Source organism: Stenotrophomonas sp. TWI169 (genome assembly GCF_039674705.1).
GTDB classification, from domain to species: domain Bacteria; phylum Pseudomonadota; class Gammaproteobacteria; order Xanthomonadales; family Xanthomonadaceae; genus Stenotrophomonas; species Stenotrophomonas maltophilia_P.
The window spans coordinates 77,247-102,335 of record NZ_JBDJOB010000011.1 but is presented as its reverse complement, the minus strand read 5'-3'; the positions used below and the strand labels follow the sequence as shown (position 1 = coordinate 102,335).

General features: G+C 68.1%; 29 protein-coding genes. 17 read left to right on the top strand and 12 right to left on the bottom strand.

Annotation, left to right across the window (positions count from 1 at the left end; translation table 11 throughout):
- Positions 1-6: 6 nt before the first annotated feature.
- Both dut and coaBC read right to left on the bottom strand, forming a co-directional pair.
- Complete coding sequence (dut, locus tag ABE543_RS10730) at positions 7-480, bottom strand: dUTP diphosphatase (RefSeq protein WP_053516506.1); 474 nt, start codon at positions 478-480, stop codon at positions 7-9.
- The gene (coaBC, locus tag ABE543_RS10725; protein ID WP_065174227.1) at positions 477-1,739 is read right to left on the bottom strand and encodes a bifunctional phosphopantothenoylcysteine decarboxylase/phosphopantothenate--cysteine ligase CoaBC; all 1,263 of its coding nucleotides are present in this window, start codon (positions 1,737-1,739) and stop codon (positions 477-479) included. Before coaBC ends, dut begins: the two co-directional genes overlap by 4 nt.
- Before the next feature lie 227 nt (positions 1,740-1,966).
- Between coaBC and ABE543_RS10720 the strand changes: the two genes are divergently transcribed.
- The 4 genes from ABE543_RS10720 to ABE543_RS10705 all read left to right on the top strand — a co-directional run bounded on the left by ABE543_RS10720 (position 1,967) and on the right by ABE543_RS10705 (position 6,071).
- A complete protein-coding gene (locus tag ABE543_RS10720; protein ID WP_346475670.1) occupies positions 1,967-2,593 on the top strand; it encodes a response regulator transcription factor in 627 nt (208 codons plus the stop codon).
- Between the two features lie 70 nt (positions 2,594-2,663).
- Entirely contained in the window at positions 2,664-3,368 is a 705-nt protein-coding gene (gene radC / locus ABE543_RS10715) for a DNA repair protein RadC (RefSeq protein ID WP_346475669.1), read from the top strand.
- Between the two features lie 114 nt (positions 3,369-3,482).
- Positions 3,483-5,171 carry an arginine--tRNA ligase gene (gene argS / locus ABE543_RS10710; RefSeq protein WP_053516518.1) on the top strand — a complete coding sequence of 563 codons (1,689 nt, stop codon included), beginning with the start codon at positions 3,483-3,485 and terminating at the stop codon, positions 5,169-5,171.
- 21 nt (positions 5,172-5,192) lie between these two features.
- Positions 5,193-6,071, top strand: coding sequence for an SPOR domain-containing protein (locus ABE543_RS10705; protein ID WP_053516520.1), 879 nt, complete (start codon positions 5,193-5,195; stop codon positions 6,069-6,071).
- 99 nt (positions 6,072-6,170) lie between these two features.
- Here ABE543_RS10705 and ABE543_RS10700 read toward each other — a convergent pair whose 3' ends face one another.
- Together ABE543_RS10700 and ABE543_RS10695 are read right to left on the bottom strand one after the other, a co-directional pair.
- Complete coding sequence (locus ABE543_RS10700) at positions 6,171-6,923, bottom strand: SDR family NAD(P)-dependent oxidoreductase (protein WP_053516521.1); 753 nt, start codon at positions 6,921-6,923, stop codon at positions 6,171-6,173.
- 88 nt (positions 6,924-7,011) lie between these two features.
- Entirely contained in the window at positions 7,012-7,503 is a 492-nt protein-coding gene (locus ABE543_RS10695) for a hypothetical protein (RefSeq protein ID WP_053516522.1), read from the bottom strand.
- Positions 7,504-7,588: 85 nt separating this feature from the next.
- Between ABE543_RS10695 and ABE543_RS10690 the strand changes: the two genes are divergently transcribed.
- Positions 7,589-8,056: a DUF1456 family protein gene (locus ABE543_RS10690; protein WP_197571924.1), complete on the top strand. Its 468-nt coding sequence runs from the start codon at positions 7,589-7,591 to the stop codon at positions 8,054-8,056.
- 52 nt (positions 8,057-8,108) lie between these two features.
- On the opposite strand, the gene ABE543_RS10685 is transcribed toward ABE543_RS10690, so the two are convergent.
- Positions 8,109-8,801, bottom strand: a complete 693-nt coding sequence (locus ABE543_RS10685; protein ID WP_111186480.1) for a TorF family putative porin — start codon at positions 8,799-8,801, stop codon at positions 8,109-8,111.
- Positions 8,802-8,965: 164 nt separating this feature from the next.
- Between ABE543_RS10685 and ABE543_RS10680 the strand changes: the two genes are divergently transcribed.
- On the top strand, positions 8,966-9,355 hold the full coding sequence (locus tag ABE543_RS10680) for a DUF6165 family protein (protein WP_065182008.1): 390 nt from the start codon (positions 8,966-8,968) through the stop codon (positions 9,353-9,355).
- Between the two features lie 9 nt (positions 9,356-9,364).
- Here ABE543_RS10680 and ABE543_RS10675 read toward each other — a convergent pair whose 3' ends face one another.
- Positions 9,365-10,036: a response regulator transcription factor gene (locus ABE543_RS10675; protein ID WP_053516559.1), complete on the bottom strand. Its 672-nt coding sequence runs from the start codon at positions 10,034-10,036 to the stop codon at positions 9,365-9,367.
- Between the two features lie 186 nt (positions 10,037-10,222).
- Positions 10,223-10,795 (bottom strand): Ax21 family protein, encoded by a 573-nt coding sequence (locus tag ABE543_RS10670; protein ID WP_053516527.1) that lies wholly within the window; start codon positions 10,793-10,795, stop codon positions 10,223-10,225.
- A gap of 274 nt (positions 10,796-11,069) precedes the next feature.
- On the opposite strand from ABE543_RS10670, the gene ABE543_RS10665 reads away from it, so the two are divergent.
- Positions 11,070-11,429 (top strand): DUF1428 domain-containing protein, encoded by a 360-nt coding sequence (locus ABE543_RS10665; RefSeq protein WP_053516528.1) that lies wholly within the window; start codon positions 11,070-11,072, stop codon positions 11,427-11,429.
- A gap of 14 nt (positions 11,430-11,443) precedes the next feature.
- Here ABE543_RS10665 and ABE543_RS10660 read toward each other — a convergent pair whose 3' ends face one another.
- Complete coding sequence (locus tag ABE543_RS10660) at positions 11,444-12,127, bottom strand: hypothetical protein (RefSeq protein ID WP_111186481.1); 684 nt, start codon at positions 12,125-12,127, stop codon at positions 11,444-11,446.
- A gap of 137 nt (positions 12,128-12,264) precedes the next feature.
- Positions 12,265-13,092 (bottom strand): histone, encoded by an 828-nt coding sequence (locus ABE543_RS10655; RefSeq protein ID WP_180876926.1) that lies wholly within the window; start codon positions 13,090-13,092, stop codon positions 12,265-12,267.
- A 491-nt stretch (positions 13,093-13,583) separates the two neighbouring features.
- Between ABE543_RS10655 and ABE543_RS10650 the strand changes: the two genes are divergently transcribed.
- The 9 genes from ABE543_RS10650 (at position 13,584) to ABE543_RS10610 (ending at position 21,477) form a co-directional block, all read left to right on the top strand.
- The gene (locus ABE543_RS10650; RefSeq protein ID WP_053516532.1) at positions 13,584-15,017 is read left to right on the top strand and encodes a Do family serine endopeptidase; all 1,434 of its coding nucleotides are present in this window, start codon (positions 13,584-13,586) and stop codon (positions 15,015-15,017) included.
- A gap of 103 nt (positions 15,018-15,120) precedes the next feature.
- Complete coding sequence (locus tag ABE543_RS10645) at positions 15,121-15,486, top strand: hypothetical protein (RefSeq protein ID WP_053516533.1); 366 nt, start codon at positions 15,121-15,123, stop codon at positions 15,484-15,486.
- Positions 15,487-15,495: 9 nt separating this feature from the next.
- Entirely contained in the window at positions 15,496-15,966 is a 471-nt protein-coding gene (locus ABE543_RS10640) for a phage holin family protein (RefSeq protein WP_053516534.1), read from the top strand.
- A complete protein-coding gene (locus tag ABE543_RS10635; RefSeq protein WP_053516536.1) occupies positions 15,963-16,400 on the top strand; it encodes a hypothetical protein in 438 nt (145 codons plus the stop codon). Before ABE543_RS10640 ends, ABE543_RS10635 begins: the two co-directional genes overlap by 4 nt.
- A gap of 67 nt (positions 16,401-16,467) precedes the next feature.
- Positions 16,468-17,577, top strand: a complete 1,110-nt coding sequence (locus ABE543_RS10630; protein ID WP_053516537.1) for an AI-2E family transporter — start codon at positions 16,468-16,470, stop codon at positions 17,575-17,577.
- A gap of 31 nt (positions 17,578-17,608) precedes the next feature.
- Positions 17,609-18,328: an HAD-IA family hydrolase gene (locus ABE543_RS10625; protein ID WP_053516538.1), complete on the top strand. Its 720-nt coding sequence runs from the start codon at positions 17,609-17,611 to the stop codon at positions 18,326-18,328.
- 3 nt (positions 18,329-18,331) lie between these two features.
- The gene (locus ABE543_RS10620; RefSeq protein WP_053516540.1) at positions 18,332-19,699 is read left to right on the top strand and encodes a leucyl aminopeptidase family protein; all 1,368 of its coding nucleotides are present in this window, start codon (positions 18,332-18,334) and stop codon (positions 19,697-19,699) included.
- Positions 19,700-19,840: 141 nt separating this feature from the next.
- Complete coding sequence (locus ABE543_RS10615; RefSeq protein ID WP_346475668.1) at positions 19,841-20,944, top strand: catalase family peroxidase; 1,104 nt, start codon at positions 19,841-19,843, stop codon at positions 20,942-20,944.
- Positions 20,941-21,477 carry a cytochrome b gene (locus tag ABE543_RS10610; protein ID WP_346475667.1) on the top strand — a complete coding sequence of 179 codons (537 nt, stop codon included), beginning with the start codon at positions 20,941-20,943 and terminating at the stop codon, positions 21,475-21,477. The genes ABE543_RS10615 and ABE543_RS10610 overlap by 4 nt, the downstream gene beginning before the upstream one ends.
- Before the next feature lie 90 nt (positions 21,478-21,567).
- Here the strand turns inward: ABE543_RS10610 and ABE543_RS10605 are convergent, their stop codons facing one another.
- From ABE543_RS10605 to ABE543_RS10595, 3 genes are read right to left on the bottom strand one after another with little or no spacing between them, the layout of a single operon-like run.
- Positions 21,568-22,170 (bottom strand): response regulator transcription factor, encoded by a 603-nt coding sequence (locus ABE543_RS10605; protein WP_053516542.1) that lies wholly within the window; start codon positions 22,168-22,170, stop codon positions 21,568-21,570.
- Positions 22,167-23,390 carry a sensor histidine kinase gene (locus ABE543_RS10600; RefSeq protein ID WP_053516543.1) on the bottom strand — a complete coding sequence of 408 codons (1,224 nt, stop codon included), beginning with the start codon at positions 23,388-23,390 and terminating at the stop codon, positions 22,167-22,169. Before ABE543_RS10600 ends, ABE543_RS10605 begins: the two co-directional genes overlap by 4 nt.
- Positions 23,387-23,572, bottom strand: a complete 186-nt coding sequence (locus ABE543_RS10595) for a hypothetical protein (protein WP_065182016.1) — start codon at positions 23,570-23,572, stop codon at positions 23,387-23,389. The genes ABE543_RS10600 and ABE543_RS10595 overlap by 4 nt, the downstream gene beginning before the upstream one ends.
- A 202-nt stretch (positions 23,573-23,774) precedes the next feature.
- Here ABE543_RS10595 and ABE543_RS10590 point away from each other — a divergent pair, with 202 nt between their 5' ends.
- A complete protein-coding gene (locus tag ABE543_RS10590) occupies positions 23,775-25,022 on the top strand; it encodes an efflux RND transporter periplasmic adaptor subunit (protein ID WP_197600111.1) in 1,248 nt (415 codons plus the stop codon).
- Positions 25,023-25,089: the final 67 nt, after the last annotated feature.

Here is a 25,089-nt window from a genome sequence, read left to right as displayed (position 1 = left end):
CCCCCGTCAACGCACCCCGGTATGGCCGAATCCACCCGTTCCCCGCACGCTGTCGGTGAAAGTATCCACCACCTGCAGGCTGACGCGGGCAATCGGAACCACCACCAGCTGCGCGATGCGGTCACCCGGCTCGATCGTGAAGGCCTCGCGGCCCCGGTTCCAGACGCTGATCAGCAGCGGACCCTGGTAGTCGGCGTCGATGAGGCCGGTGCCGTTGCCGAGGACGATGCCGTGGCGATGGCCCAGTCCCGAACGCGGCAGGATGACCGCGCACAGGTGCGGATCGGCAATGTGGATGGCCAGGCCACTGGGAACCAGCGCGGTATCGCCCGGCTGCAAAGTCAGCGCGGTGTCCAGCGCTGCGCGCAGGTCCATGCCGGCACTGGCCTCGGTGGCATACGCCGGCAGCGGCCAGCTGTCGCCGAAGCGCGGATCGAGCAGTTTGACCTGCAACGGTTGCGATGAAATCACCTGGGTCATGCCTGAAGCCTCCGCGCGATCAGCGCCAGCAGTTGTTCGGCCAGCTCGCGCTTGGAGGTCGCCGGGAATACCTGTTCGCCGTCCTGCCAGAAGGCCGTGGCGGCGTTGTTGTCACTTTCGAAGCCACCGCCACTGATGCCGACCTGGTTGGCGATCACCAGATCCAGGCGTTTGTCGACCAGCTTGCCACGCGCGTACTTCTCCACGTCGTGGGTTTCGGCGGCGAAACCGACCACCAGCTTCAGCGACTGCGTCTGCGCGGCCACCTCGGCCAGGATGTCCGGGGTACGCACCAGTTCGATCACCAGTGACTGGCTGTCGGCGGTCTTCTTCAGCTTCTGCGGCGCCACCTGCCGCGGGGTGTAGTCGGACACGGCGGCGGCACCGATATAGATGTCGGCCGGCAGCGATGAGAGCACGGCGTCGCGCATCTGTGCGGCCGAGCGCACATCGACGCGCTGCACGCCGACCGGCGTCGGCAGCTGCACGGGACCACTGACCAGCACCACCTGCGCCCCCATCGTCGCCGCGGCCGCGGCCAGTGCGAAGCCCATCTTGCCGCTGCTGCGGTTGCCGACGTAGCGCACCGGGTCGATGTCCTCGTAGGTGGGTCCGGCGCTGATCAGCACACGCAGTCCCTGCAGCGCGCGGGTTGCCGCGGGCGCGGCAGGCGCCACGGCATTGCCGTTGGCCGCCAGCGCGGCAACGATGTCACCCGGCTCGGCCAGCCGCCCCGGGCCGGACTCACCCTCGGCCAACGGCCCGTCGACCGGTCCGATCACCTGCGCGCCCCGCTGGCGCAGCAGTGCGATGTTGGCCTGCGTGGCCGGATGCAGCCACATGCGATGGTTCATCGCCGGACACACGGTCAGCGGCGCGGTACTGGCCAGGCACAACGTGCTGACCAGGTCGTCGGCGTGACCATGGGCCAGGCGCGCCAGCAGGTCGGCGGTGCCCGGTGCGATCACGATGCGGTCGGCCCAGCGCGCCAGCTCGATGTGGCCCATGGCCTGTTCGGCGGCGCTGTCCCACAACGTAGTGCGGGTCGGCTGCCCGGACAGGGCCTGGAAACTGAGCGGGGTCACGAACTGCTGGGCGCCGGCAGTCATCGCCACCTGCACCAGCGCCCCGGCATCGCGCAGCCGCCGCACCAGTTCCAGGGCCTTGTAAGCCGCAATCCCGCCGCCGACACACAACAGCAGTTTCTGGCCTTCCAGCGCGCCGGCCGGCGCGGGGGATGCGTTGGGGGAGTCAGCCACCTGGAATTCCTGTGCAAACGAGGGCGCTAGCTTACCCGATGGTCGGTAATGTCCCGATGCACAGCGCACATAGCTGGCAGCTATCAGCAGATGGAACTTCCACTACCGCAGTTCCCGGGTTCACCCGCCGATGATTCGGAACTTTCCTATACCCGTGCCCGGGTCGGCTTTGCAGAATCGGTACTGGCCACCTCCGGTGCGCCGCTCCGCTTCCCCGAGGATCCCGCGTGCAACCGCGCATCATCATCGCCGACGACCATCCGGTTGTACTGCATGGCATCCGTATCGTGCTGGAGGCTCACCAGATGCAGGTGGCCGGCAGCGCGGCCGACGGTGCCCAGCTGCTCGACCTGCTGCAGCGTGAAACCTGCCATGCCATCCTCACCGACCTGTCCATGCCCGGCGTCGGCCCCGACGGCCCTGCGCTGCTGGGCGCACTGCGCGAGCGTCATCCGGGCCTGCCGGTGGTGGTGCTGACCGGTGCCCGCCACCCGGGACTGCTGGACAGGCTGCTGCGCGAAGGCATCGATGGCCTGGTCGACAAATGCGCCGGCTTCGCCGAGCTGCCGATGGCGCTCGCGGCAGCCATGTCCGGCCAGGTCTTCGTCTCACAGCAGCTGCGTCATCACCTGCAGTCGCGCGACCTGCTGTTCCAGCGCACACCGGTCTCGCTCTCCGCGCGCGAGCAGGAAGTCCTGCAGCTGCTCGCCGAGGGCCTGAACATCAACGCCATCGCGGCCCGCTGCGGCCGCAGCCCGAAGACGATCAGCCGGCAGAAGGCCGAGGCCAAGCGCAAGCTGGGACTGCAGAGCAACCAGGAACTGTTCGACTACCTGAAGACCGTGCGCGATTGAGGCATCGGCTGACGGTCATCGGCGGCAAGCGCCGATGGGAGCGCCGGGCGCCGCTGGCGATGATGCAGGCATGCCCATCCATGACTGGCCTGAACAGGAACGTCCCCGCGAGAAGCTGCTGGCGCGGGGTCCCACCATGCTGTCCGACGCGGAGTTGCTGGCGCTGTTCCTCGGCTCCGGGGTCGGCGGCCGCGATGCCGTGCAGACCGCACGCGACCTGCTGCACGCGCACGGTCCGCTACGGGTGCTGCTGGACCGGCCTGCCGGCGAGCTGGCACGACTGCCCGGGCTGGGGCCGGCCCGCAGCTGCACCCTTGCCGCCGGCCTGGAACTGGCCCACCGGTACCTGGCCGCCGAACTGCAGCACGGCGAAGCAGTTGGCGACAATCCCGGGGCGGTGGGGCGCTACCTGCAGCACCGTCTGCGCGGGCAGGCCCGCGAACTGTTCCTGGTGCTGTTCCTGGACAACCGCCACCGGCTGATCGCGTGCGAGCAACTGTTTGCCGGAACCCTCACCGCAGCGGCGGTCTATCCACGGGAGGTCGTGCGGCGCGCCCTGCAGCTCAATGCCGCCGCCGTGATCATCAGCCACAACCACCCGTCCGGCGACCCGGAGCCATCGCCGGCCGACGCGCGCATCACCGAGGAGCTGCAGCAGGCCCTGGCCCTGGTCGACATCCGCCTGCTCGACCATTTCGTAGTGGGCGAAGGCCGCCCTGTTTCGTTTGCTGAACGTGGCCTGCTGGGCCAGCGCCAGGCCCGCCTGTTCGGCTGAGCCCCGGCCCCCCGGCCGACCCCGGGGGACCGCACAGGCAGGCAACGGTCAGCGTGGCCGCCGGCATCTGCGCTAAAATGGGCGATTCCGCCGCTCATTCTCACAGCAGGCCTCGTGAAAAATCTCCTCCGCGCCCTGATCAGCCAAGGCATCGAAGCCTTGCGCGCCAATGGCACCCTGCCCGCCGACTCCCTGCCGCCGGACTTCGTGGTCGAGCGCCCGAAGACCCGTGACCATGGCGACTTCGCCACCAACGCCGCGATGCTGCTGGCCAAGGCCGCGCGCAGCAACCCGCGCGCACTGGCGCAGGCACTGGTCGAGGCGCTGCCGCGCAGCGAGGACGTCAGCAAGGTCGAGATCGCCGGACCCGGCTTCATCAACTTCCACCTGGCTCCGGCCGCGTACCAGCGCGAAGCCGCCTCGGTCATCAAGGAAGGCCACGACTACGGGCGCAACCTGTCCGGCAACGGCCGCACGGTGGGCGTGGAGTATGTGTCGGCCAACCCGACCGGTCCGCTGCACGTCGGCCATGGCCGCGCTGCGGCGATCGGCGACTGCGTGGCCCGCGTGCTCGACGCCAACGGCTGGAACGCCAAGCGTGAGTTCTATTACAACGACGCCGGCGTGCAGATCGAGAACCTGGCGCTGTCGGTGCAGGCCCGCGTCCAGGGCATCGCCCCCGACCAGGAGGGCTGGCCGGAAGGCGGCTACCGCGGCGAGTACATCGCCGATGTCGCGCGAGCCTACATGGCCGGCGCCAGCGTCGACCTGGAAGGCACCCTCGTGGTCGGCGCCAAGGATCCGCACGACATGCAAGCGATCCGCCGCTTCGCGGTGGCCTACCTGCGCAATGAGCAGAACCTGGACCTGGCCGCGTTCGGCGTCGATTTCGACATCTACTTCCTGGAAAGCTCGCTGTACGCCGATGGCAAGGTCGCGGAAACCGTGGCCAAGCTGCAGGCGTCCGGCCACACCTACGAGGAAGGCGGCGCACTGTGGCTGCGCAGCACGGACTTCGGTGACGACAAGGACCGCGTGATGCGCAAGTCCGACGGCACCTTCACCTACTTCGTGCCGGACGTGGCCTACCACCTGTCCAAATGGCAGCGCGGCTACGAGCGCGCGATCACCGAGCTGGGCGCCGACCACCACGGGTCGCTGGCGCGCGTGCGTGCAGGCCTGCAGGCGCTGGAAGTGGGCATCCCGCAGGGCTGGCCCGAGTATGTGCTGCATCAGATGGTCACCGTCATGCGCGGCGGCGAGGAAGTGAAGCTGTCCAAGCGTGCCGGCAGCTACTTCACCCTGCGCGACCTGATCGAAGAAGCTGGACGCGATGCGACCCGCTGGTTCCTGATCGCGCGCAAGCCCGATTCGCAGCTGACCTTCGACATCGATCTGGCCCGCCAGCAGAGCAACGACAACCCGGTGTTCTACGTGCAGTACGCGCATGCCCGCGTGTGCAGCCTGCTCCGCCAGGCGCAGGAGAAGGGCCTGGCCTATGACCAGGGCAGTGGCCTGGGTCAGCTCGTGCGCCTGGCCGATGACGCCTCGCTGCTGCTGATGAACGAGATCTCGCGCTATCCGGAAGTGGTCGAAGCCGCCGGCGTGGCGCTGGAGCCGCATCTGGTGGCGCAGTACCTGCGTGAATTGGCGCATGCCTTCCACACGTGGTATCACGGGACACCGGTGCTGGTGGACGACGCCGACGATCGCAACGCCAAGCTGACGCTGGCCTGCGCGGCGCGTCAGGTGCTGGCCAATGGCCTCGACCTCCTGGGCGTGAGCGCCCCGGAAAAAATGTAAGCATCAGGAGACGCAGTACACATGGCAGCACGACGCGGCAAAAACCAGGCACGACGCAACAGCAGCAGCCAGGGCACCCCGGGATGGGTGTGGCTGGTCGCCGGTGTGGCCATCGCCGCCGTGGTGTTCCTGGCGGCGCCGAATCTGTTCAAGGGCGAGGGCGATGGCTTCCTGCGCGCCGGTCCGCAGCCGAACCCGAACGCGCAGCCGGCGCCGGTCGCTGATGCCGACGGCGATGTCGGCACGCAGCCAGCCGCACAACCGGCCACGCCGAAACCTGCCGAAGCCGAGAAGCCGGCGGCGACCCAGTACGATTTCTACACCCTGCTGCCCGGCAAGGAAGTGGAGATGTCCGATGCCGAACTGGCCGCCAGCACCCGCGCCGAGGAACAGCGCCGGGCCAAGGCCGAAGCGCAGCGCGCGCAGGCGGCGCTGGAAGGCAAACCGGTCCCCGCAACGCCGGCACCGACCGCAACGGCCAGTGTCGCCAGCACGGCACCGGTGACCGCGACCAGCCGTCCGCTGCCTGCCCCGCTGAGCGAACGCCCGGCAACGGCTGCACCGGCCACGACCAGCCCGGCGGCGACCAACACGGCATCGACCGCGCAGGCCGCTCGCGTGGACGCGGCGCCGACCGCCGCTGCGGCACCGGCCGTGGCCGGCGACAACGCGCGCTACATCCTGCAGGCAGGTGCGTTCGGCGCCTCCGGCGACGCCGAGGCCACCAAGGCCAAGCTGGCGATGATGGGCCTGGCGGCACGGGTGGAGTCGGCGCAGATCAATGGCAAGACCGTGTACCGCGTGCGCATGGGGCCCTACGGCAGCGCCGGTGAGCTGTCCGAAGCCAAGCAGAAGCTGGATGGCACCGGCCTGCAGGCGATGGCGATCAAGGCACAGTGATCGTTCGGGTCTGAACGGAAGAAGCCGGGCATTGCCCGGCTTTCTTTTTTTGGGCCCCGCAGGGCCGACCCACACCGGGCGGCCCTGAAGGCACGCAGGTCAGTCCTCGCGCGCGACCTGGAAGCCGGCGAACGACTGGCTGACCGGCATCAGTTCCAGGCGGTTGATGTTCAGATGCGGCGGCAGGCTGGCAACCCAGAAGATCTGCTCGGCGATGTCCTCGGCGGTCATCGGGTTGGCGCCGGAATACAGCTTGTCCGACGCGGCCTGGTCACCGTGGGTACGCACCACCGTGAACTCGGTTTCGGCCATGCCCGGCTCGATGGTGGTCACACGCACGCCCGTACCGTGCAGGTCCGAACGCAGGCCCAGCGAGAACTGGCTGACGAACGCCTTGGTACCGCCATACGCGTTGCCGCCCGGGTACGGGTAGACACCGGCAACCGACGAGATGTTGATGATCGCACCCCTGCGTTCGACCAGCTGCGGCAGCAGGCGGTGGGTCAACGTCACCAGGGCGGTGATGTTGGTATCGATCATCGTCGTCCAGTCCTGCAGGCTGGCGCTCTGCGCCGGAGCGGTGCCCTGCGCGAGACCGGCGTTGTTGACCAGCAGGTCGATCTCACCGAATGCGGGGGGCAGCGCCAGCAGCGCCGCTTCCATTGCGATCGGATCGCGGACATCAAACGCCGCTGCGTGCACCACGTCCTTGCCATAGCGCTCGACCAGCGGTTGCAGGCGATCGCTGCGACGGCCGGTGGCGATCACCTTCCAGCCTGCCTGGGCGAAGCGATGGACGGCGGCGGCGCCAAATCCGGACGTGGCGCCGGTAATCAGGACGGTGCGGGACATCAGGCAACTCCGTGGAGGAACGAGACCCCCATTCTGGCACCGTCGGCCGGACCCTGCCTTGCCTGATCGGTCTTCGCGCCGGGCACACTCAGCGCAGGCGGAACACGCGGGCCTTCGGCAGATCCTCGTCGACCTGCAGGAACCAGCGGCCGGCGATGCCCGGGATCACTTCGATCTGCGGCGCCTGGAGGGCCCTGCGCAGCTTCATCTGTCCCTTCATCACCTGCCATTGCTGTCCGTTGTCGAGGGTGAACACCGTGCCGGGGGCCCAACCGGCCACCTCCCCCACCACGCGTGCGCTGACCGGGCCTTCTTCCAGCCCCAGGTGCATGGCTGCCGGCGCCGGAACATTCGCAGGCAGCGGCGCGCCGGCGGGGGCGGCCGTGACCGCGGAAATGGCAGGCGACGCGGCCTCTGCCTGGCGCAGCACGCGGTTCAACGCCTGCAGTTGGGCCGGGCTCAGCCCCACTTCGGCCAGCTGGGCCGCAGTGAGCCGCTGTTCGACCGGAACAAAGCGGTCCTGGGCATGGGCGGCAACACTGCTGGCCGCCAGCAGGAGGAGAACGAGGTACCGGCGCATCGGAGGAGGTCTCTATGGAACAGCGCTCACGATGCTTCAATCCGGTGACAATCCGGTGACAACGGCCGGACCGCTACAATGGGCCATGATCAACAATGATGTACTGCGCAGCGTGCGCTACTCCCTGGACCTGGGCGACCATCACGTGGTGGCCCTGTGCCAGCTGGCCGACCGGACCTTCGCGGTGGATCTGGAGCAGGCCAGGGCGTGGCTGCGGCGCGAGGATGAAGCCGGCTTCGTGCCGATGGACGACAGTGCGCTGGCGCACTTCCTGGATGGCCTGATCGTGCACCTGCGCGGCCGCGACGAGAGCCAGCCGCAGCGCGCCGTGGAAACCCGCGTCGACAACAACCTGGTGCTGAAGAAGCTGCGCGTGGCGTTCCAGCTGCGCGACGTCGATCTGATGGACATCTTCGCCAGCGCCGGCTTCAAGGTATCCAAGTCCGAGATCGGGGCGCTGTTCCGCCAACCCGGGCATGCCAACTACCGACGTTGCCTGGATCAGATGCTGCGCAACTTCCTCAAGGGCCTGAGCCAGCGCCTGCGCGGTTGAGCCGCGCGGTACCGGCCCATGGGGCCGATACCGTCGTAGCGGCGCCGGCCCGCTAGAAGCTGCCCTGCAGCGCCAGTTCCCAGCGCCCGCCCGCGTTGCCCGGGAACAGCCGTCTGGCCGCGGTATCGGTGTCATGCACGGTGGCCCGCACTTCCCACGCCGGAGCCAACGTGGCGATGGCGCTGAGCTGCCCGTGCAGGTAATCCGGCCCCTGCGCGGCCGCCAGCCAGTAGTGGCCCACGGCCGCTTCAAGCCGGAAGCGCTCGTGCAGCGGCAGGCGCACGCCCAACTGTGCGTAGGTACCTCGATGGCCACCGGCCAGGGCATCGCTGGAATGCGCGACCTGCAGCCAGGTCCGCTGCTTCCAGCCCACCGTGGCAGCGAACTCTGTCCAGTCCAGCGCGCGGGCTGTCCCCGGATACACGTAGCGGGTCAGGTTGGCGTCCAGCGTCCAGTCCGCGGCCGGTGTGCCGGACCAGCCCGCTACCAGATCGAACTCGCTGCGTGCGCCGTTGTCCGGCTTGAACGATACGTTCGAGCCCCACGCGCTGGCATACCACCCGGACGCGAGCGCGAACTTCGCTCCGGCCTGCACCGCCGGGTCGCCGTCACTCTGCGAACTGCCGCGCCAGACGTAGTCACTGGTCAACGTGGCGTTGCCGCTCACCTGTGCCTGTGCGGTGCCGACGCCCAGCAGCCCCGCCAACGCCGCGGCCACCGCCGCGATCATCCCCTTGCTGTTCACTGCACATCATTCCTCATCCAATGGCGGCTCAACCGCCGGGACGGCAGTGTCGATGGCAGGGCCGTAACGGTTCGATGGCGCTACCGTGGCGGGGGCGCAAAATCAGCGTAAAACCACTTGGCAGTGGCGCGGTATGATGGCCGCCTGTTTCCAGGAAACCACCCATGGACGCCATCCTGACGCCGGTATCGATCGGCGAGCTGATCGACAAGATCACCATTCTCGAGATCAAGGCCGAACGCATCGGCGATGCCACCAAGCTGGCCAATGTGCGCACCGAGCTGGACGGCCTGCTGCCGTTGCAGCAGCAGCAGCTGCAGGCACAGCCGGCACTTGCCGCGCTGAAGCAGCAGCTGAAGGCCATCAACGAGCGCATGTGGGACATCCAGGACCAGCTGCGCGACAAGGAAGCGGCACAGGTGTTCGATGATGCCTTCGTCCAGCTGGCGCGCGGCGTGTACGGTACCAATGGCGAGCGCGTGCAGGTCAAGAACGAGATCAACCGCGTTGCGGGGTCGGCACTGGTCGAAGAGAAGCAGTACCAGGGGGAATAAGCCCGGGTTTCAGCCGCATTCGAGCAGGTGGCGGATGCGGAACAGCTCGCCGTCGCTGCGGATGCCGAGCTTCTGGTAGGCCGCTTTTTTCTGCGAGCTGACCGTGCTTGCGGAACGGCCGAAGCGCTGCGCGACTTCGCCGGTGCTGCAGCCTTCCAGCACCAGGCGCAGCACCTCGCGCTCGCGGCGGCTGAGCGGCATCAATGAGGGCATGCGGCGCGCCCGCGAGCGGCTCAACTGCGGGCGCAGTTCCGGCGGCACGAACCGCCCACCCCGGGCCACCACCTCCACAGCCCGCAGCAGCACGCGCGGTGCGGTCGCCTTGGACAGGAAGCCGCGCGCGCCGGCCTGCATGGCCGTCACCACCGTGCTGGCGTTGCAATGGGCTGAAAGCACCAGCACCGGCAACGACGGCCACTGCTGCGACAGCGTGCGCAGCAGTTGCAGGCCAACCCCCTGGTCACCCAGCGGAAGGGCATCGATCACCAGCAGATCGACACAACCGGGCTGCTGATGCAGCAGCGACAGCAGGTCGGCTTCATTGGCGAAGCTGCCACGGACCTGCAGACCGCTGTGCTCACATAACAACACTTCCAGGCCCAGCCGCAGCACCGGATGCGGATCCAGCAGCGCCAGGCGGCGCAGCTTCCCGGTATGCGGGGTGGCGGGGGCGGGCGGCATCAGTCGGATCCGGCGGAAGTGGATGCCCACCGTAGGTCGCGCCCTGCAACGGCGGAATCCAATTCGTTGCAATGCAGCATCGACTGCGCAGCCGCAGTCAGATTTCATTTCGGTTGGGTGGAACGCAACAGGCCCGGCAGATGCCGGGCCTGTCGATGCACGCAGGGCGCAGAGCGCCTGCAGCGATTACCAGCTGAAGCGCGGGCCGACGGTGTATTCCTTGTCACCGTCGCGGTTCATCTTGAGCTCGCCGTTCAGGCCCCAGTTCTGGTTCAGCTTCACCTGACCACCCAGGCGGCCGTACCACTCGCCTTCCGGATTGATGCCGCGCTTCTTCGAGAAGTCTTCGTAACCAACCATGCCGTAGACTTCGGCGTGGGCACCGAACGCGGTGCGGATGCCGGCTTCAGCGCTGTAGCCGTTGAAATCCAGGCCATGCTCCAGGTCACGCTTCTGGTACGCCACGCGGGCCACGAAGTCGGTCGACGGTGCGATTTCCTGGTTGTAGCCGACGCCGACCTTCCACTGGTCCAGCTTGAGATTGGTGTGGTCGATTTCCTGGCGGCTGTAGTCACCGAAGGCGTGGAAGTTCGGCAGGAAGCCGTAGGAACCCTTCACGCCCCAGCCGTCGGCCTTGAACGCGTCGATGTCGGTCTTGGCGTAGTTGGCTTCAGCATAGTTGTAGGACAGGTTCTCGGCAGCCGAGGCGGAGAACGGCAGGGCAGCAGCCAGCGCCAGGGCAATCAGCGAATTCTTCATGGGGGTACACCTTTACTTTCTTATGGTGAGCAGCAGCGCGGAAGCGCCGTCGCATCGGGAATGTAAATTCTCCGTTATTCGCCACAACGCACCCTGAAAACAGCAACCTTCGCATTGCTGAATTTTCTGGCTTGATTCAGGCGGTCTCTGGCATACGCGCGGCGCGCGGGTACGTCCTGAATGCTTCGATCGCGGCCGTGTCGATCTGCGGCGCCCTGGTTCGTCGAACAGAAGAAGGCCGCACATGCAGTGCGGTCCATCACGGAGGCAGGCAATGAGTTACATCGATGGTTTCGTTCTGGCGGTTCCCACCGCCAACAAGGAAAAGTTCCTCGCCCATGCGCGAAGCGGCGACGTGGTCTTCATCGAGTACGGGGCGCTGCGCGTGGTCGAGTGCTGGGGCGATGACGTGCCGCATGGCAAGACGACGGACTTCTTCGGCGCAGTGAAAGCGACACCGGAAGAGACGGTGGTGTTTTCCTGGATCGAGTGGCCTGACAAGGCCACCCGTGATGCGGGCATGCAGAAGATGATGGAAGACCCGCGCCTGGACCCCGCGAAGAACCCGATGCCGTTCGACGGTGCGCGGATGATCTATGGCGGTTTCACACCCATCTACGAACTGACCCGCTGACGCCTTCGCGGCGCTCAGCGCGTACCTGCGTCGTCTTCTCCGGCAGTGCCGGCGCCCAGCGCGGCGCCGGCCCCCAGGCCGAGCCCGCCCATGCCGGCGCCCATGCCCATTCCGCCGCCGCCCGCACGGCCGCCCTTGCCTTCGCCTTCAGGGCGGCCTTTGCCGCCCCCGCTGCCGCCCGCGGGCCGGGTCGGGCCCTGCCGTGGAATCTGCAGATCGGCCGGGATCGGCGCCAGATCCAAGGCTTCGCGGACAAAATCGCGCAGCGACACCACCAGCTCATGCGTGTGCACCGGTCGTCCCTGCGCCAGCTCATCGGCGGCGCGCGCGGCCAGCCGCACCTGCTCATCGGTACCCAGCAGCAGGATGTCCGACAAGGCCGCTTCGACGGCATCGCGGATGCGCCTCGCGCGATCCGAGCCGGGTTCGACGATGCCCTGCTCATGGGCGCGCTGGCGCAGGTCGCGCAGATGGCTGGGGTCGACCCCCAGCTCACCGGTGAACGAACCGCCCAGGGTCTTGTAGGCGGCCATCAGCGTGCGCAGCCGTTCGTTGATTTGCCGGTTCTCGCGCTCGCGGCGCTGCTGCAGGGTCTGCATCACCAGCAGGCGGATACCCACGCCCAGCAGCGTTATCAGCACCAGGCCGGCCAACGTGGAAAGCACACCCTGCCAGGAACTGAAATCGATGCCGCGCATGATGGGAACTCCAGCGGAGGGACTTCATCTTGCCCCAGGACGACCCCGCAGGCTTCATGCCGGGCCGTTGTACCGCCCCATGAACGCAGAAGGCCCCACCACCCGGCAGGGCGGAGGGGCCTTCGCCGCTCGCGCGATTACTTGCGCTTGGCGGCCTTGCGCACGGCCTTCTTCGCCGGGGCCTTCTTGGCAGCGGCCTTCTTCAGCGGTGCAGCCTTGCGGGCGACAGCCTTCTTGGTGGTCGCTGCCTTCTTGGCAACCGTCTTGCGGGTGGCAGCGGCCTTCTTGCCGACAACCTTCTTGGCGGCAGCCGTCTTCTTGGTGGCGACCTTGCGGGTAGCGGCAACCTTCTTGCCGACGACCTTCTTCGCGGCCACGGTCTTCTTGCCAGCCACCTTCTTGGCGGCGACCGTCTTCTTGGCCACGGCCTTCTTGGCGGTGGCCACCTTCTTGCCGACAACCTTCTTCGCGGCGGCGGCCTTCTTGGCAACCGTCTTCTTGGTGGCGGCTGCCTTCTTGGTCGCAGCCTTCTTCACCGTGGCGACCTTCTTGCCGGCAACTTTGGTGGCGGCCTTCGTGGTCTTCTTGGCAGCAGCAGCCTTCTTGGCGACAGTCTTGCCGGCAGCGGCCTTCTTCTTGGCCACTTCCTTCTTCAGGGCAGCGGCTTCGGCCTTGGCATTCTTCTTGGCGGCTTCCAGCTTCTGCTTGGCCTTGGCGACCGTCTTGCCGACCGACTTGGCGGCCTTCTCGGCCTTCTTGGCAACGGTCTTCTCGACCTTGGCCACGGCCTTCTTGGCCTTGGCGACGCGGGTGGTGGCGGCCTTGCGGGCGCGCTTGACGGTCTTCTTGACCGACTTCACTGCGTCTTCAGCGGCGTGGGCGATGGTCTCGCCGACGTTGGTGGCGGTTTCTTTCGCGTTCTCGACGGCGTCGGTCACGACCGACACACCATTACCGTTGCTCATGTTGCCCTCCTGGGGGCGTGGATTGTCAAAACGGGGCGATGCTATACCGACAATGACGATCGTGGAACGGGTGGTACGCCTGCAATCGCGTCTGCTGCGACGATAGTAGTGTAGGGGGAGGCTGGTGCTGCTACCGTCGATCCGCAGCAAACCCCTTTTTTTCAGCGCTGCGCCATCGGATTGAGGTGCACGTCGCGGCGACGGGCTGCCTGCACGCCCCTTGCCGGAACCTGCACGCGCGACGTGCCATCGCGCACCTTGGATCGGCAGAACTGCGCAAGTATCAGAGGGTGTCCTGACCACGCCGGCGGACACACCCTATCGGTGTAGCGCCGATGGCCGACCGCACCGCAGGCGGGTCAGCCGTCGTCGGGCGCCGCATCGACGAGGGTCTCTTTCATCGCGCATTTATCCACGCCGCGGCAGATTCATTCAGCTTGTTTTACCGTATGGGCCAACGGCCCCCATCCCACGCCTGCGAACCGACTCCCATGCGACCGCTACCTACCCTTCTCACGCTCGCAATCGCCGCCGCCTTCGGTGGATTCGTCGCCACCGGCATCAACGCCCACCTGGACAACCGCGCCGACGCCGCGCCCTTGCCGGCTGCCCTTCCGGCCACCGCCGCATTGCCGGCTTCGGTCGCCGGCCAGCCGGTGCCTTCGCTGGCACCGATGCTGGAAAAGACCATGCCCGCCGTGGTCAGCGTCAACACCAAGCAGGTGGTACGGGTACGCAACCCCTTCTTCAACGACCCGTTCTTCCGCCGCCTGTTCCCGGACATCCCGCAGGAACGGATCAACGAATCGCTGGGTTCGGGCGTCATCATCGACGCGAAGGAAGGCCTGGTGCTGACCAACCACCACGTCATCGAGAACGCCGATGACGTGCAGGTGACGCTCGCTGACGGGCGCACGGTCAAGGCGGAATTCCTCGGTTCGGACCGCGACACCGACATCGCCCTGATCCGCATCCCGGCGCAGAACCTCACCGAGATCAAGCTCGGCAACAGCGACCAGCTGCGGGTCGGCGACTTCGTGGTGGCGATCGGCAATCCGTTCGGCTTCAGCCAGACGGTGACCTCGGGCATCGTCTCGGCGGTCGGCCGCAGTGGCATCCGTGGGCTGGGCTACCAGAACTTCATCCAGACCGACGCCTCGATCAACCCGGGCAACTCCGGAGGTGCGCTGGTCGATCTGCAGGGCCAGCTGGTCGGCATCAACACCGCCAGCTTCAACCCGCAGGGCAGCATGGCCGGCAACATCGGCCTGGGCCTGGCCATTCCCACCAACCTGGCGCGCAGCGTGGTCGACCAGCTGGTCAAGCATGGCGTGGTGGTGCGCGGCACCCTGGGCGTGGAAAGCCAGAACCTGAGCGCGCAGATCGCCCAGGGCCTGGGCCTGGGCGAAACCCGCGGCGCGCTGATCACCCGGGTACTGGCCGGTTCGGCCGGTGCGGCGGCCGGGCTGAAGCCGGGCGACGTCGTGGTTGCCGCCAACGGTCAGCGCGTGGACAGCGCCGAAGCCCTGCACAACGTGGAGGGCCTGGCAGCGGTAGGCAGCGTACTGGCGCTGGACGTGCGCCGCGAAGGCAAGCCGCTGCAGATCCGGGCGACGCTGAAGGAGCAGGCGCGCGCCGCCAGCGGCGACAGCCTGGACCCGCGCCTGGGCGGCGCGACCTTCGTCGACCTGCCCGAATCACTGCGCCAGTCCGGCGTACGCGGGGTGCTGGTCAGCGAGGTCAAGCGCGGCAGCCGCGCAGCCAGCAACGGGCTCCAGCAGGGCGACATCATCACCGATGCCACGGTGGGTGAATTCGCCGACCTGGCCAGCTGGCGCGCCAATTTCCAGCAGCGGCCACCGACCCTGGTGCTGCGCATCCTGCGCAACAACGGCCAGCAGCAGGGCCAGTTGGTGATGCGCTGATCGCTCCGCCGTAACACCCCCTATACCCGGCCAGTGCTATTGCTGTACGTCCCTGTCGGCTAAAGCCGATCGTCCGTTCCCCCATCGCAACAGGAGTGATTCGATGAGCCCCACCAATACCGAGAACCTGAAGGAACACCTGGGTGAAGCCGGTTCCCACCTCAAGCAAGCCGCCAGTGCTGCCGGCGGTGCGATCAAGGGCGCGACCGGCGCTGCAACCGACGAACTGCGCATCGGCAAGGCCAACGTCAAGGCCGAGCTGTCCGACACGGCGCTGTCCGGCCTGGCTGCGGCTGAATTCGGCGGCGCTGCCGCCAAGGAACAGGTCGATGCACTGATGGACAAGGGCAAGGATCTGATCGACAGCGCCGCTGAACTGATCCGTGAACGTCCCTTGGCATCGTTCGGTGTTGCCTTCGCCACTGGCTGGATCATCGCCAAGCTGGCTCGCGGCAGCAGCGACAAGTAAGTCCACGGCGTGAGCGAAGACAACACGCAACGCCCCGATCCGGCGGCCACCCCGCCGCTGGACGAGAGCATCCGCCAGGTCGGCGCGGCCGGTCGCGCCGCCGCCGATTCGGCCAAGCACACGCTGCGCTCGCTGCGTCGCCTGGCCTCGTCGGATTTCGCGCTCGCCCGCAGTGCGTTCGGCCGGGCCCTGGCCTGGGCGGGCGTGGCGATCGTGTTCGGGGCCTCGGCCTGGCTGCTGATGGCCGCCACGCTCATCGCCCTGCTGCAGAGCTGGGGCCTGAGTTGGCTGCAGGCGCTTCTGATCACCTCGCTGATCAGCCTCGCGGTAACCGGCTATGCGATCTGGCGGGTGTCCTACTTCTTCCACCACACCGGCATGCACGCTACCCGGCGCCAGCTGTCGCGCCTTGGCCTGTTCGACGAGCCCAGCGAAGACGATCCCGATGCCGGCGTACAGATTCCGGAGGGCAAGCCATGAAGTTCGGCGCATTGCAGCGGCGGGTGAAGCGTTGCGAACAGGTGGTGGCCGTGCGCATGGGTGAAACCCAGGACAACTGGACCGTGCTCAGCGAGGTCTGGCGCCGGGGCTGGTCCCCACTGCGCATCGTGGTGGTCGGCTTGGCCGGTGGCTTCGTGGCCGGCAAGCTGGAAGTGCCGGGCAAAGTGAACGGTGCGCGCTGGCTGCAGATGATCGGCTCGGTCTCCAGCCTGGTGGCCAGCGGCCAGGCAGCACTGGCTGCCGCCGTGGCAGCCTACGCCGCCGACACCGCAGACGATGCGGCCGACACTGCCGAAGCCGCCGCCGACCCGGTCGCTCCCGCTGCCGCGGCACCCGCTTCCGCGCCACCTGCCGAGCCTGAGGCGCGCGAACCGCGGCCTGCCGAAGCGGCCACCGAACTGTCCGAACGTTGACGAACAGCATCCGCCGCGTTGACCGCGGCGGACGGATAATAGGCTCCCCTTCCCGGTCGGTACGTCGATGAGCGAGTCCCTCCTGTCCCCGTCACCGGCCGAACCCGCACCGTCTGCTGCCGCCCTTCCGCCGCCCACCCGCCCGCGCGGGCCGATGTCGCTGGTGGTGCTGGCAACGCTGGCGGTGGCCTACACGCTGTGGGCCGCACAGGACATCATCCTGCCGGTACTGCTGGCGATGTTCTTCGCGCTGGTCGGCAACCCGATCCTGCGCCTGCTGCAGAAGCTGTGGATTCCGCGGGCGCTGGGAGCGCTGCTGGTTCTCGGTGCCGGCCTGGGCGTGACCAGCTCGCTGGCCGTGCAGCTGATCGGCCCGGCGATGGAATGGGCGCAGGAAGCGCCACAACAGCTGCGCAAGGTCGCCCGGCAGGTACAGGATCTGACCAAGCCGGTGCAGCAGGCCAATCTGGCGGCCGAGAATTTCGCCCGCGTTGCCGGCGGCGACAGCAATCGCAAGGTGCAGGTGATCCGCACCCAGCTGGACGATCCCTATCGCATGCTGACCCGCGCACCCCGGCTGGCCGCCTCGGTACTGGCCGTGGTCCTGCTGACGCTGTTCTTCATGATCTATGGGCAAAGCCTGCAGCGCGCGGCGATCGCATTGTTCCCGAACCGCCAGCAACAGCGCTTCACCAGCGACATCCTGCGCTCGATCGAGCGCGAGGTGTCGCGCTATGTGCTGACCATCAGCGTGATCAACACGCTGGTCGGCCTGGTTTTCGCGGGCGTGCTGATGCTGCTGGGGATCGGCCTGCAGGAAGCGCTGCTGTGGGGGACGGTTGCGGCACTGCTGAACTTCGCGCCCTATGTGGGCCCGTTGATCGGAGTAGCGCTGATGCTGCTGATGGGCTTCGTCGAATTCCGCGACCCGCTGCAGGCACTGCTGCCCGCCGCGGCGTATCTGGGCCTGCATACCCTGGAGGGCCAGCTGGTGACCCCGATCGTGCTGGGCCGGCGCATGAAGCTCTCGCCGCTGGTCCTGATCCTGGCACTGATGGTGTTCGGCTGGGCCTGGGGCATGATCGGGCTGCTGCTGGCGGTGCCGCTGCTGGTCTGCATCAAGCTGGTGCTGGCCCGGCTGGACGGCATGCAGGGCTGGGCGCGCCTGCTGGAATGAAAGCGCGCGCGGGCAGGCGTAGAATGACCGGGTGAATTTCCCCGTCCTTGCCATCACCCTCGACCTCGACGACACGCTGTGGCCGTTCGCACCGATCGGCGCCCGCATCGACCAGGTGCTGCACGACTGGATGCGTGAACACAGCCCGGCCACCGCCGCGATGTATCCGCTGGCGGCGATGCGCGAACTGCGCGAGCGCTCGTTCCGCGACAACCCGCATCTGCATCATGACCTGAGCGCGCTGCGCCGGCTGACGCTGCGTGAGGCGCTGCAGAACAGCGGCGCCAGCCTGGACCTGCTGGAGCCGGCCTACGAAGCGTTCTATGCCGCGCGCAACCAGGTGGAGTGCTATCCCGATGCCCTCGATGCCCTGGCGCGTATCGCCGCGCGGGTACCGGTGGCCGCGCTGAGCAATGGCAATGCGGACCTGCAGCGGATCGGGCTGGCCCATCATTTCGCCTTCCAGCTGGGTGCGCGCGAACATGGCGCGGCGAAGCCGGAGGCGAGCATTTTCCATGCCGCGTGTACCCGGCTGGGCGTGGCCCCGGCGCAGGTGCTGCATGTCGGTGACCACATCGAGATGGACGTGGCCGGCGCCATCGCCGCCGGCCTGCGCGGCTGCTGGATCAACCGCGACGCCGCCACCTGGACCCATCCGCAGCTGCAGCCCGACCTGCAGTTCGACACCCTCACCGGCCTGGCCGACTGGTTGGACGCCAACCTCGGCGCCACCGCACCCCGGAGCAATTGACGCATGAGCGAGATCACGGGCTTCACCGCCGACACTTCTGCCGCACTGCCGCTGTACGTGCTGGATCGCGAGCAGTTCGCCCGCTGGAACGCCGGGCAGCCGGCCGCCACGCAGGCCTGGCTGGCCTCGCAGGGCTTCACCGCCGGCTCGCACAGCATCGCCCTGCTGCCCGGCAGCGAGGGTCTGGCCGGTGCGGTGATGGGCGTGGGCGATCGCGGCGATGCCTACAGCTATGCGCACGCGCCGCACGCCCTGCCCGAAGGCAGCGTGTGGCAGCTCGCCAGTGAGCTGCCGGCCAGCGAGCAGGCACTGCTGCAGCTGGGCTGGGGCCTGGGCAGCTATCGCTTCGACCGCTACCGCAAGCGCAACCGGCACCCGGCGCAGCTGGTTGCCGCACCGACCGGGGAAGTGGCGGATCTGATCGCCGCCAGCCTGCGCGTGCGCGACTGGGTCAACACGCCCACCGAGGACATGGGTCCGCAGCAGCTGGAAGAGGCCGCACGCACGCTGGCAGCGGCGCACGGCGCCGAGGTCGAAGCGATCACCGGTGATGCGCTGCTGGCGCAGAATTTCCCGGCCATCCATGCCGTCGGCCGCGCATCGCATCGCGCGCCGCGCCTGGTCGTGCTGCGCTGGGGCAAGGCGACGGATCCTGCGCTGGTGCTGGTCGGCAAGGGCGTGTGCTTCGATACCGGTGGGCTGGACATCAAGCCGGCCGATGGCATGCGCAACATGAAGAAGGACATGGGCGGCGCCGCGCACGCGCTGGCCCTGGCAGGACTGGTGATGGCCCAGCAGCTGCCGGTGCGCCTGACCCTGCTGGTGCCGGCGGTGGAGAACGCGATCGGCCCGGATGCGTTCCGTCCGGGCGAAGTCATCGCCACCCGCAAGGGCCTGAGCGTGGAGATCGACAACACCGACGCCGAAGGCCGTGTGATCCTGTGCGACGCGTTGACCTTCGCCGCTGAGCAGAAGCCGGACCTGGTTCTGGACTTCGCGACCCTGACCGGCGCTGCGCGCATCGCGCTGGGCCCGGACCTGCCGGCACTTTTCAGCAACGATGACACCGTCGCCCAGCAGTGGCTGCAGGCCGGAGATGAAACGCGCGACCCGGTCTGGCGCATGCCGCTGTGGCGTCCCTACCTGCGTTACCTGAGCAGCGGCATCGCCGACCTGGCCAATGCCGGTTCGCGCATGGCGGGCTCGGTTACCGCCGCGCTGTACCTGGAGCGCTTCCTTGAGGATGGCCAGCGCTGGGCGCACCTGGATGTGTACGCCTGGAACGATGGCGAACGGCCGGGCCGCCCGGCCGGCGGCGAAGCACTGGCCCTGCGCTCGGCCTGGGCGATGCTGAAGGCACGCTACGCCTGAGCGCAGCCGATGCGCGGGTGGAGCCGGACAGGGGTCCGCTCCACCGAGTTGTGACGAAAAATTGAATTCCGGCCACGGTCGGGTTCTGCGAGGATGTGTCGGTCGACCACCCACACATTCCGTGAAGGCAGGACTCCGACCATGTCGCTCTTCCGCTACACCCGCGCCGGCCAGGGGCCGCGCACACCGCGCAGGCATTCGCCGCTGCCCTGGATCGCGCTGATCGCCCTGATTCTTGGCGGGATCACGCTGGGCTTTGCCTGGCTGGCCGGCTGGGTCGGCCACCGCCTCACCGCGCAACGCTTCACCGACACCATCGAGGCCACCGGCCCGGCCCATCCCGGGTTCCGCCGTGCGCACAGCAAGGGCGTGTGCGTGAGTGGCTGGTTCGCACCCAGTGCACAGGCGCCGACGCTGTCCAGCGCGCGCGTGTTCTCGCAGGCCCGGGTACCGGTGCTGGGCCGCCTGTCGATCGGTGGTGGCGATCCCCATGGGGCCGATGGCAGCGCCCGGGTGCGCAGCATCGCCCTGCAGCTGGTCAGCGACGATGGCCAGGAATGGCGGATGGCGATGAACAGTTTCCCGTTCTTCGCGGTGCCGACGGCGGAGGCCTTCTTCGAACAGACGCAGGCGCAGGTCCCCGATCCGGCGACCGGCAAGCCCGACCCGCAGAAGATGGCGGCGGTGCTGGCGAAGTACCCCAGCGCGCAGGCGTTCCAGCAATGGGCACGGACCGCGCCGTGGACCGACAGCTGGGCCAATACCCGCTTCAACAGCGTCAACAGCTTCTGGTTCACCAATGCGCAGGGCCAGCGACGCGCCGTGCGCTGGCAATGGCAGCCCCGCACGCCGGTCGCCGAGCTTGATGCCGACGCCCGCAAGCGCGCCGATGTCGATTTCCTCAGCCAGGACCTGCAGCGCCGCCTGGCGGCCGGCCCGGTGCAATGGGACCTGGTGGTCAGCATCGCCGAACCGGGGGACGCCATCGATGACCCGTCGGTACCCTGGCCGGACGCGCGGGAAACGGTGGTGGCAGGCGTGCTGAGCCTGGAGCGCATGCAGTCGCAGGAACAGGGCGCCTGCGGCGAGCTGAACTTCGACCCGCTGATCCTGCCCAGCGGCATCCGCGGCAGTGATGATCCGATCCTGGCCGCGCGGTCGGCGGTCTATTCGCAGTCGTTCAACCGGCGCGAGCGCGAGCGCGCGGCCGGAGCGGCAGCGCAACCGAAGGAGGCTGCACGATGAGTACCGGCAATGGCCACTTCAACCTGTTGGCGCGGGTACTGCACTGGTCGATGGCGGTGATGATCATCGCCATGCTGTTCATCGGCGTGACCATGGTCGCCTCGCTGCACCTGCGGCCGATGCTGCTCGACCTGCACCGCCCGCTGGGCATCGCGATCGGCGTGCTGGTGCTGCTGCGCCTGTACAACCGCCTGCGCCATCGGCCGCCGCCGCTGCCGGCCGATCTTCCGGTGTGGCAGGTGATGGCGGCAAAGGCATCGCACTGGATGCTGTACGCGCTGATGCTGGCAATGCCGCTGGTGGGCTGGGCAATGCTGTCCGCGGGAGGCTACCCCATCGTGCTGGGGGGCGGACTGCACCTGCCACCGATCGTGCCGCACACACCGGCACTGTATGCAGCACTGCGCAGCGCGCACAGCCTGCTGGCCTACGTGCTGTTCGCCACGGTGCTGATGCATGTCGGTGCCGCCCTCTTCCACCTGTGGGTCCGCCGCGATGGCGTGTTCCAGGCGATGGCGCGCAGGAAGGACTGACGCGACTGCGGCCTGTCGATCGCTCGTGGGCCAGGGAACCCCTCGGGAGCCGCCGGGCATGGCTCGGCTCAAAAGGGTCGAGCCACTCCGCTACAGCCAGCCCTTCTGCCGTGCCAGCCGGTACGCCTCGATCCGGTTGGCCACGCCCAGCTTGCCGATGCACTCGGACAGGTAGTTGCGCACCGTGCCGTGCGACAACCCCAGCTGCTCGGCGATTTCGCTGGCAGTCCGTCCTTCGCCCGCCAGGCGCAGCACGCGCCGCTCGCGGTCGGTCAGCGGGTCCGCCTGTGACCAGGCATCGAGTGCCAGTTGTGGGTCGATCGCACGCACGCCCTGCTTCACCTTGCGCAGTGCATCGGCCAGGTTCTCCGCTGGCGCGTCCTTGAGCAGATAGCCGAGCACGCCTGCGTCCAGCGCGCGGCGCAGGAAACCGGCGCGCGCGAAGGTGGTCACGATCACCACCTTGATGGGCAGTTCGTGGCGTGCGATGCGCTGGGCCAGTTCCAGCCCTGACAGACCGGGCATCTCGATATCGGTCACCAGGATGTCCGGCTTCAGCTGCTGCAGCATGCGCCAGGCGGCCTCGCCATCGGCGGCGCTGCCCAGCACCTCGATGTCCGCCTCCAGGCTGAGCAATGCGGACAGTGCGCCGCGCACCATGGCCTGGTCTTCCGCCAGCAGGATGCGGATCATGCCGCGCCGTCCTGCGCCACCGGCGCGGGTGCAGCGGGCGGCAACGGGACAGTGGCCGCCGACAGCGGCACGCGCACGCTCAGCACCGTGCCCTCGCCGCGCGGAGACTGCACGGTGAGATACCCGCCCAGCGCCGCAGTGCGCTCACGCATCCCGCTCAGCCCATTGCCCTCGGCCTGCATGCCACCCCGGCCATCATCGCGGATCTGCATCACCAGTACTTTTCCTTCCTTCATGAAGTCCACCCGCGCCTGTGTCGCCTGTGCATGGCGGGCAATATTCGTCGCGGCCTCCCGCAGGACCAGCGCCAGGCCACGCTCCACCTCCACCGGCATCGGCGGCGGCGGCGCGTACTGCAGATGCACCTGCTGGCACTCCAGCAGCAGCCGCGCCGAGGCCAGCTCCCCGGCCAGGTCGCTGGCCCGGATGCCGGTGACCGCACTGCGCACCTGCGCCAGCGCTTCGCGGGCGATGGCCTCGGCCTCGCCAATCTCCTGCCGCGCGCGCGCGTCGCCGCGATCGTGCAGTTTGCGTGCCAGCTCCAGTTTCAGCGTGATCAGCGACAGGGTGTGGCCCAGCAGGTCGTGCAGGTCGCGACCGATCCGCTCACGCTCAGCGGTCGCCGCCAGGCGACGTACTTCCTCCTGCGACAGCTGCAGGGCCGCCTCCTTCTCCTGGTTGAGCGCCTCGACATTGACGACCAGGCCGACGATGTACGACACCGCCGGAATCCACACCAGGCTCTGCCAGGGATACTCGAACGCGAGCGCGACCACGCAGAACACGATGTTCAGGCCGGTCAACTGCAGCAGGTACCGCCACCAGCCACCGCGCCCGCTGACCCGCATCAGTACGCAGCCGAACACGAAGTAGGTCAGCCCGGACGGATACCAGGGCAGCAGGACCAGGGCCATTGCAATCAGACCCAGCGCATAACGGCTTGCGTGGTGGCGGGGCGATACCAGCACCTTGGCGTACAGCAGCAGGAACAGCGGGTAGCTGGCCAGGGTCAGCAGCAGCCAGCGCAGGGTGAACCCATGGCCGAGCAGCGGGGTCAGGAAGATCCACACCGACCACAGCAGATGGATTGCCTCGCTCCAGGGCGACTTGCCACGCCGCAGCGTGTCGGCGACCGCCGAGTCCGGCGCAGGGCGCAGCAGGGAGGCCAGCCAGCTCGATGACACGGGAGGGTCCAGGCGGGAACGATCGCTGCCGATCATGCCAGTTCAGCCGATCCTGCGCAGGCGCGGGCGCGCCAGCACGGCCCTGCCGGCCGCGTGCGCTGCCCTCCGCCAGGCCTGCGCAGGCGCAACAGCCCGCTGATCGCGGTACTCTTGCCGGCGCCGTTACGGCGCACCTGCACCTGCTGCAGGCCAGCCAGCGACGGGGCGATCGGAGCCATGGGCGGTACCGGTAGCGGGGACGTTGCCATCCTGCGCCCCCTTGGTCACGTTTCGCAGTTGCCACCGTCAAGGTCATCGGATGACAGCTGTCACTGCCGCCATCCCCGTGCCTGCCGTCATGCTGTGCCGCACGCTCCACTGCCGGAACCGCCGCTGTCCGCCCTTCCGGTCACACCCGCCCGAACGCCTGTGATGGAACGAATGAACGCTTCTGCCGAGCTGTTGAAGGAACTCCGTATCGAACGCAAGTCACCGCCGCCTGCCTCTGGTGGTGGTGGCAGCGGTCGCCGCTGGCTGTGGATCGCCGTGATCGCGGTGGTGCTGCTCCTGGCCGCAGGCGCCTTCGCGTTGTTCGGCCGCACTCCGGCCGTGCAGGTGGAAACCGCACCGGCGGTCGCCATCCAGCAGGGCAGCGCCAGCAGCTCGGTCCTCGATGCCAGTGGTTATGTCGTCGCCCGGCGCATGGCTACGGTGTCGGCCAAGATCACCGGCAAGGTGCGCGAGGTGATGATCGAGGAAGGCATGCGCGTGGAGGCGGGACAGATCATGGCCACCCTCGACCCGATCGATGCCGACGCGCAGCGCAGTCTGTATGCCTCGCAGCTGCAGGCCGCACGCAGCCAGGTGGCCGGACTGGAGGCACAGCAGAGGCAGGCGGCGGCAGAGGCCAGCCGGCTGCAGGCGCTGGTCGGGCAGCAGCTGGTCTCGCGCTCGCAGTACGACCAGGCCGTGGCCCAGCGCGACAGCCTGCGCGCGCAGCTGGAAACCGCACAGCGCAACGTGAAGGTGGCCAACGACCAGCTGGCGATCGCCGACCTTGGGGTGGACAACAACATCGTGCGTGCGCCGTTCTCCGGCGTGGTCACGGCCAAGGCGGCACAGCCGGGCGAGATCGTCTCGCCGCTGTCGGCCGGTGGTGGCTTCACCCGCACAGGCATCGGCACCATCGTCGACATGGATTCGCTGGAGATCGAGGTCGAGGTCGGCGAAGCCTTCATCGGCCGCGTGCAACCGAAGATGCCGGTGGAAGCCATCCTCAATGCCTATCCGGAATGGAAGATTCCGGCCGAGGTGATTGCCATCATCCCCACCGCCGACCGGGGCAAGGCGACGGTGAAGGTGCGTGTGGCCCTGAAGCTGAAGGACCCGCGCATCGTGCCGGAGATGGGCGTGCGGGTCAGCTTCCTGGAACAGGCGGCGCCGCAGGCTGAAGCCAAGCCGCAGGGCGTGCGTGTGCCGGCAGGCGCGGTGGTCGAGCGCGAGGGTGCATCGGTGGCTTTCGTGCTCGGCGACGAGAACCGCGTGCAGCAGCGCACGGTCCAGGCTGGCCAGGCCATGGGCAAGGATCGCCAGCTGCTCAAGGGTGTGAATGCCGGCGAGCTGGTGGTGGTCAACCCGCCGGACACCCTGCGCGATGGCACCCGGGTCCAGCAGAAACAAGCGCAGTAGCGGCAGGGCGCCTTCCGGGGCGCCGCCAGCGGCACCGTTCGACGACAACACCGTTCCACGCATGCCC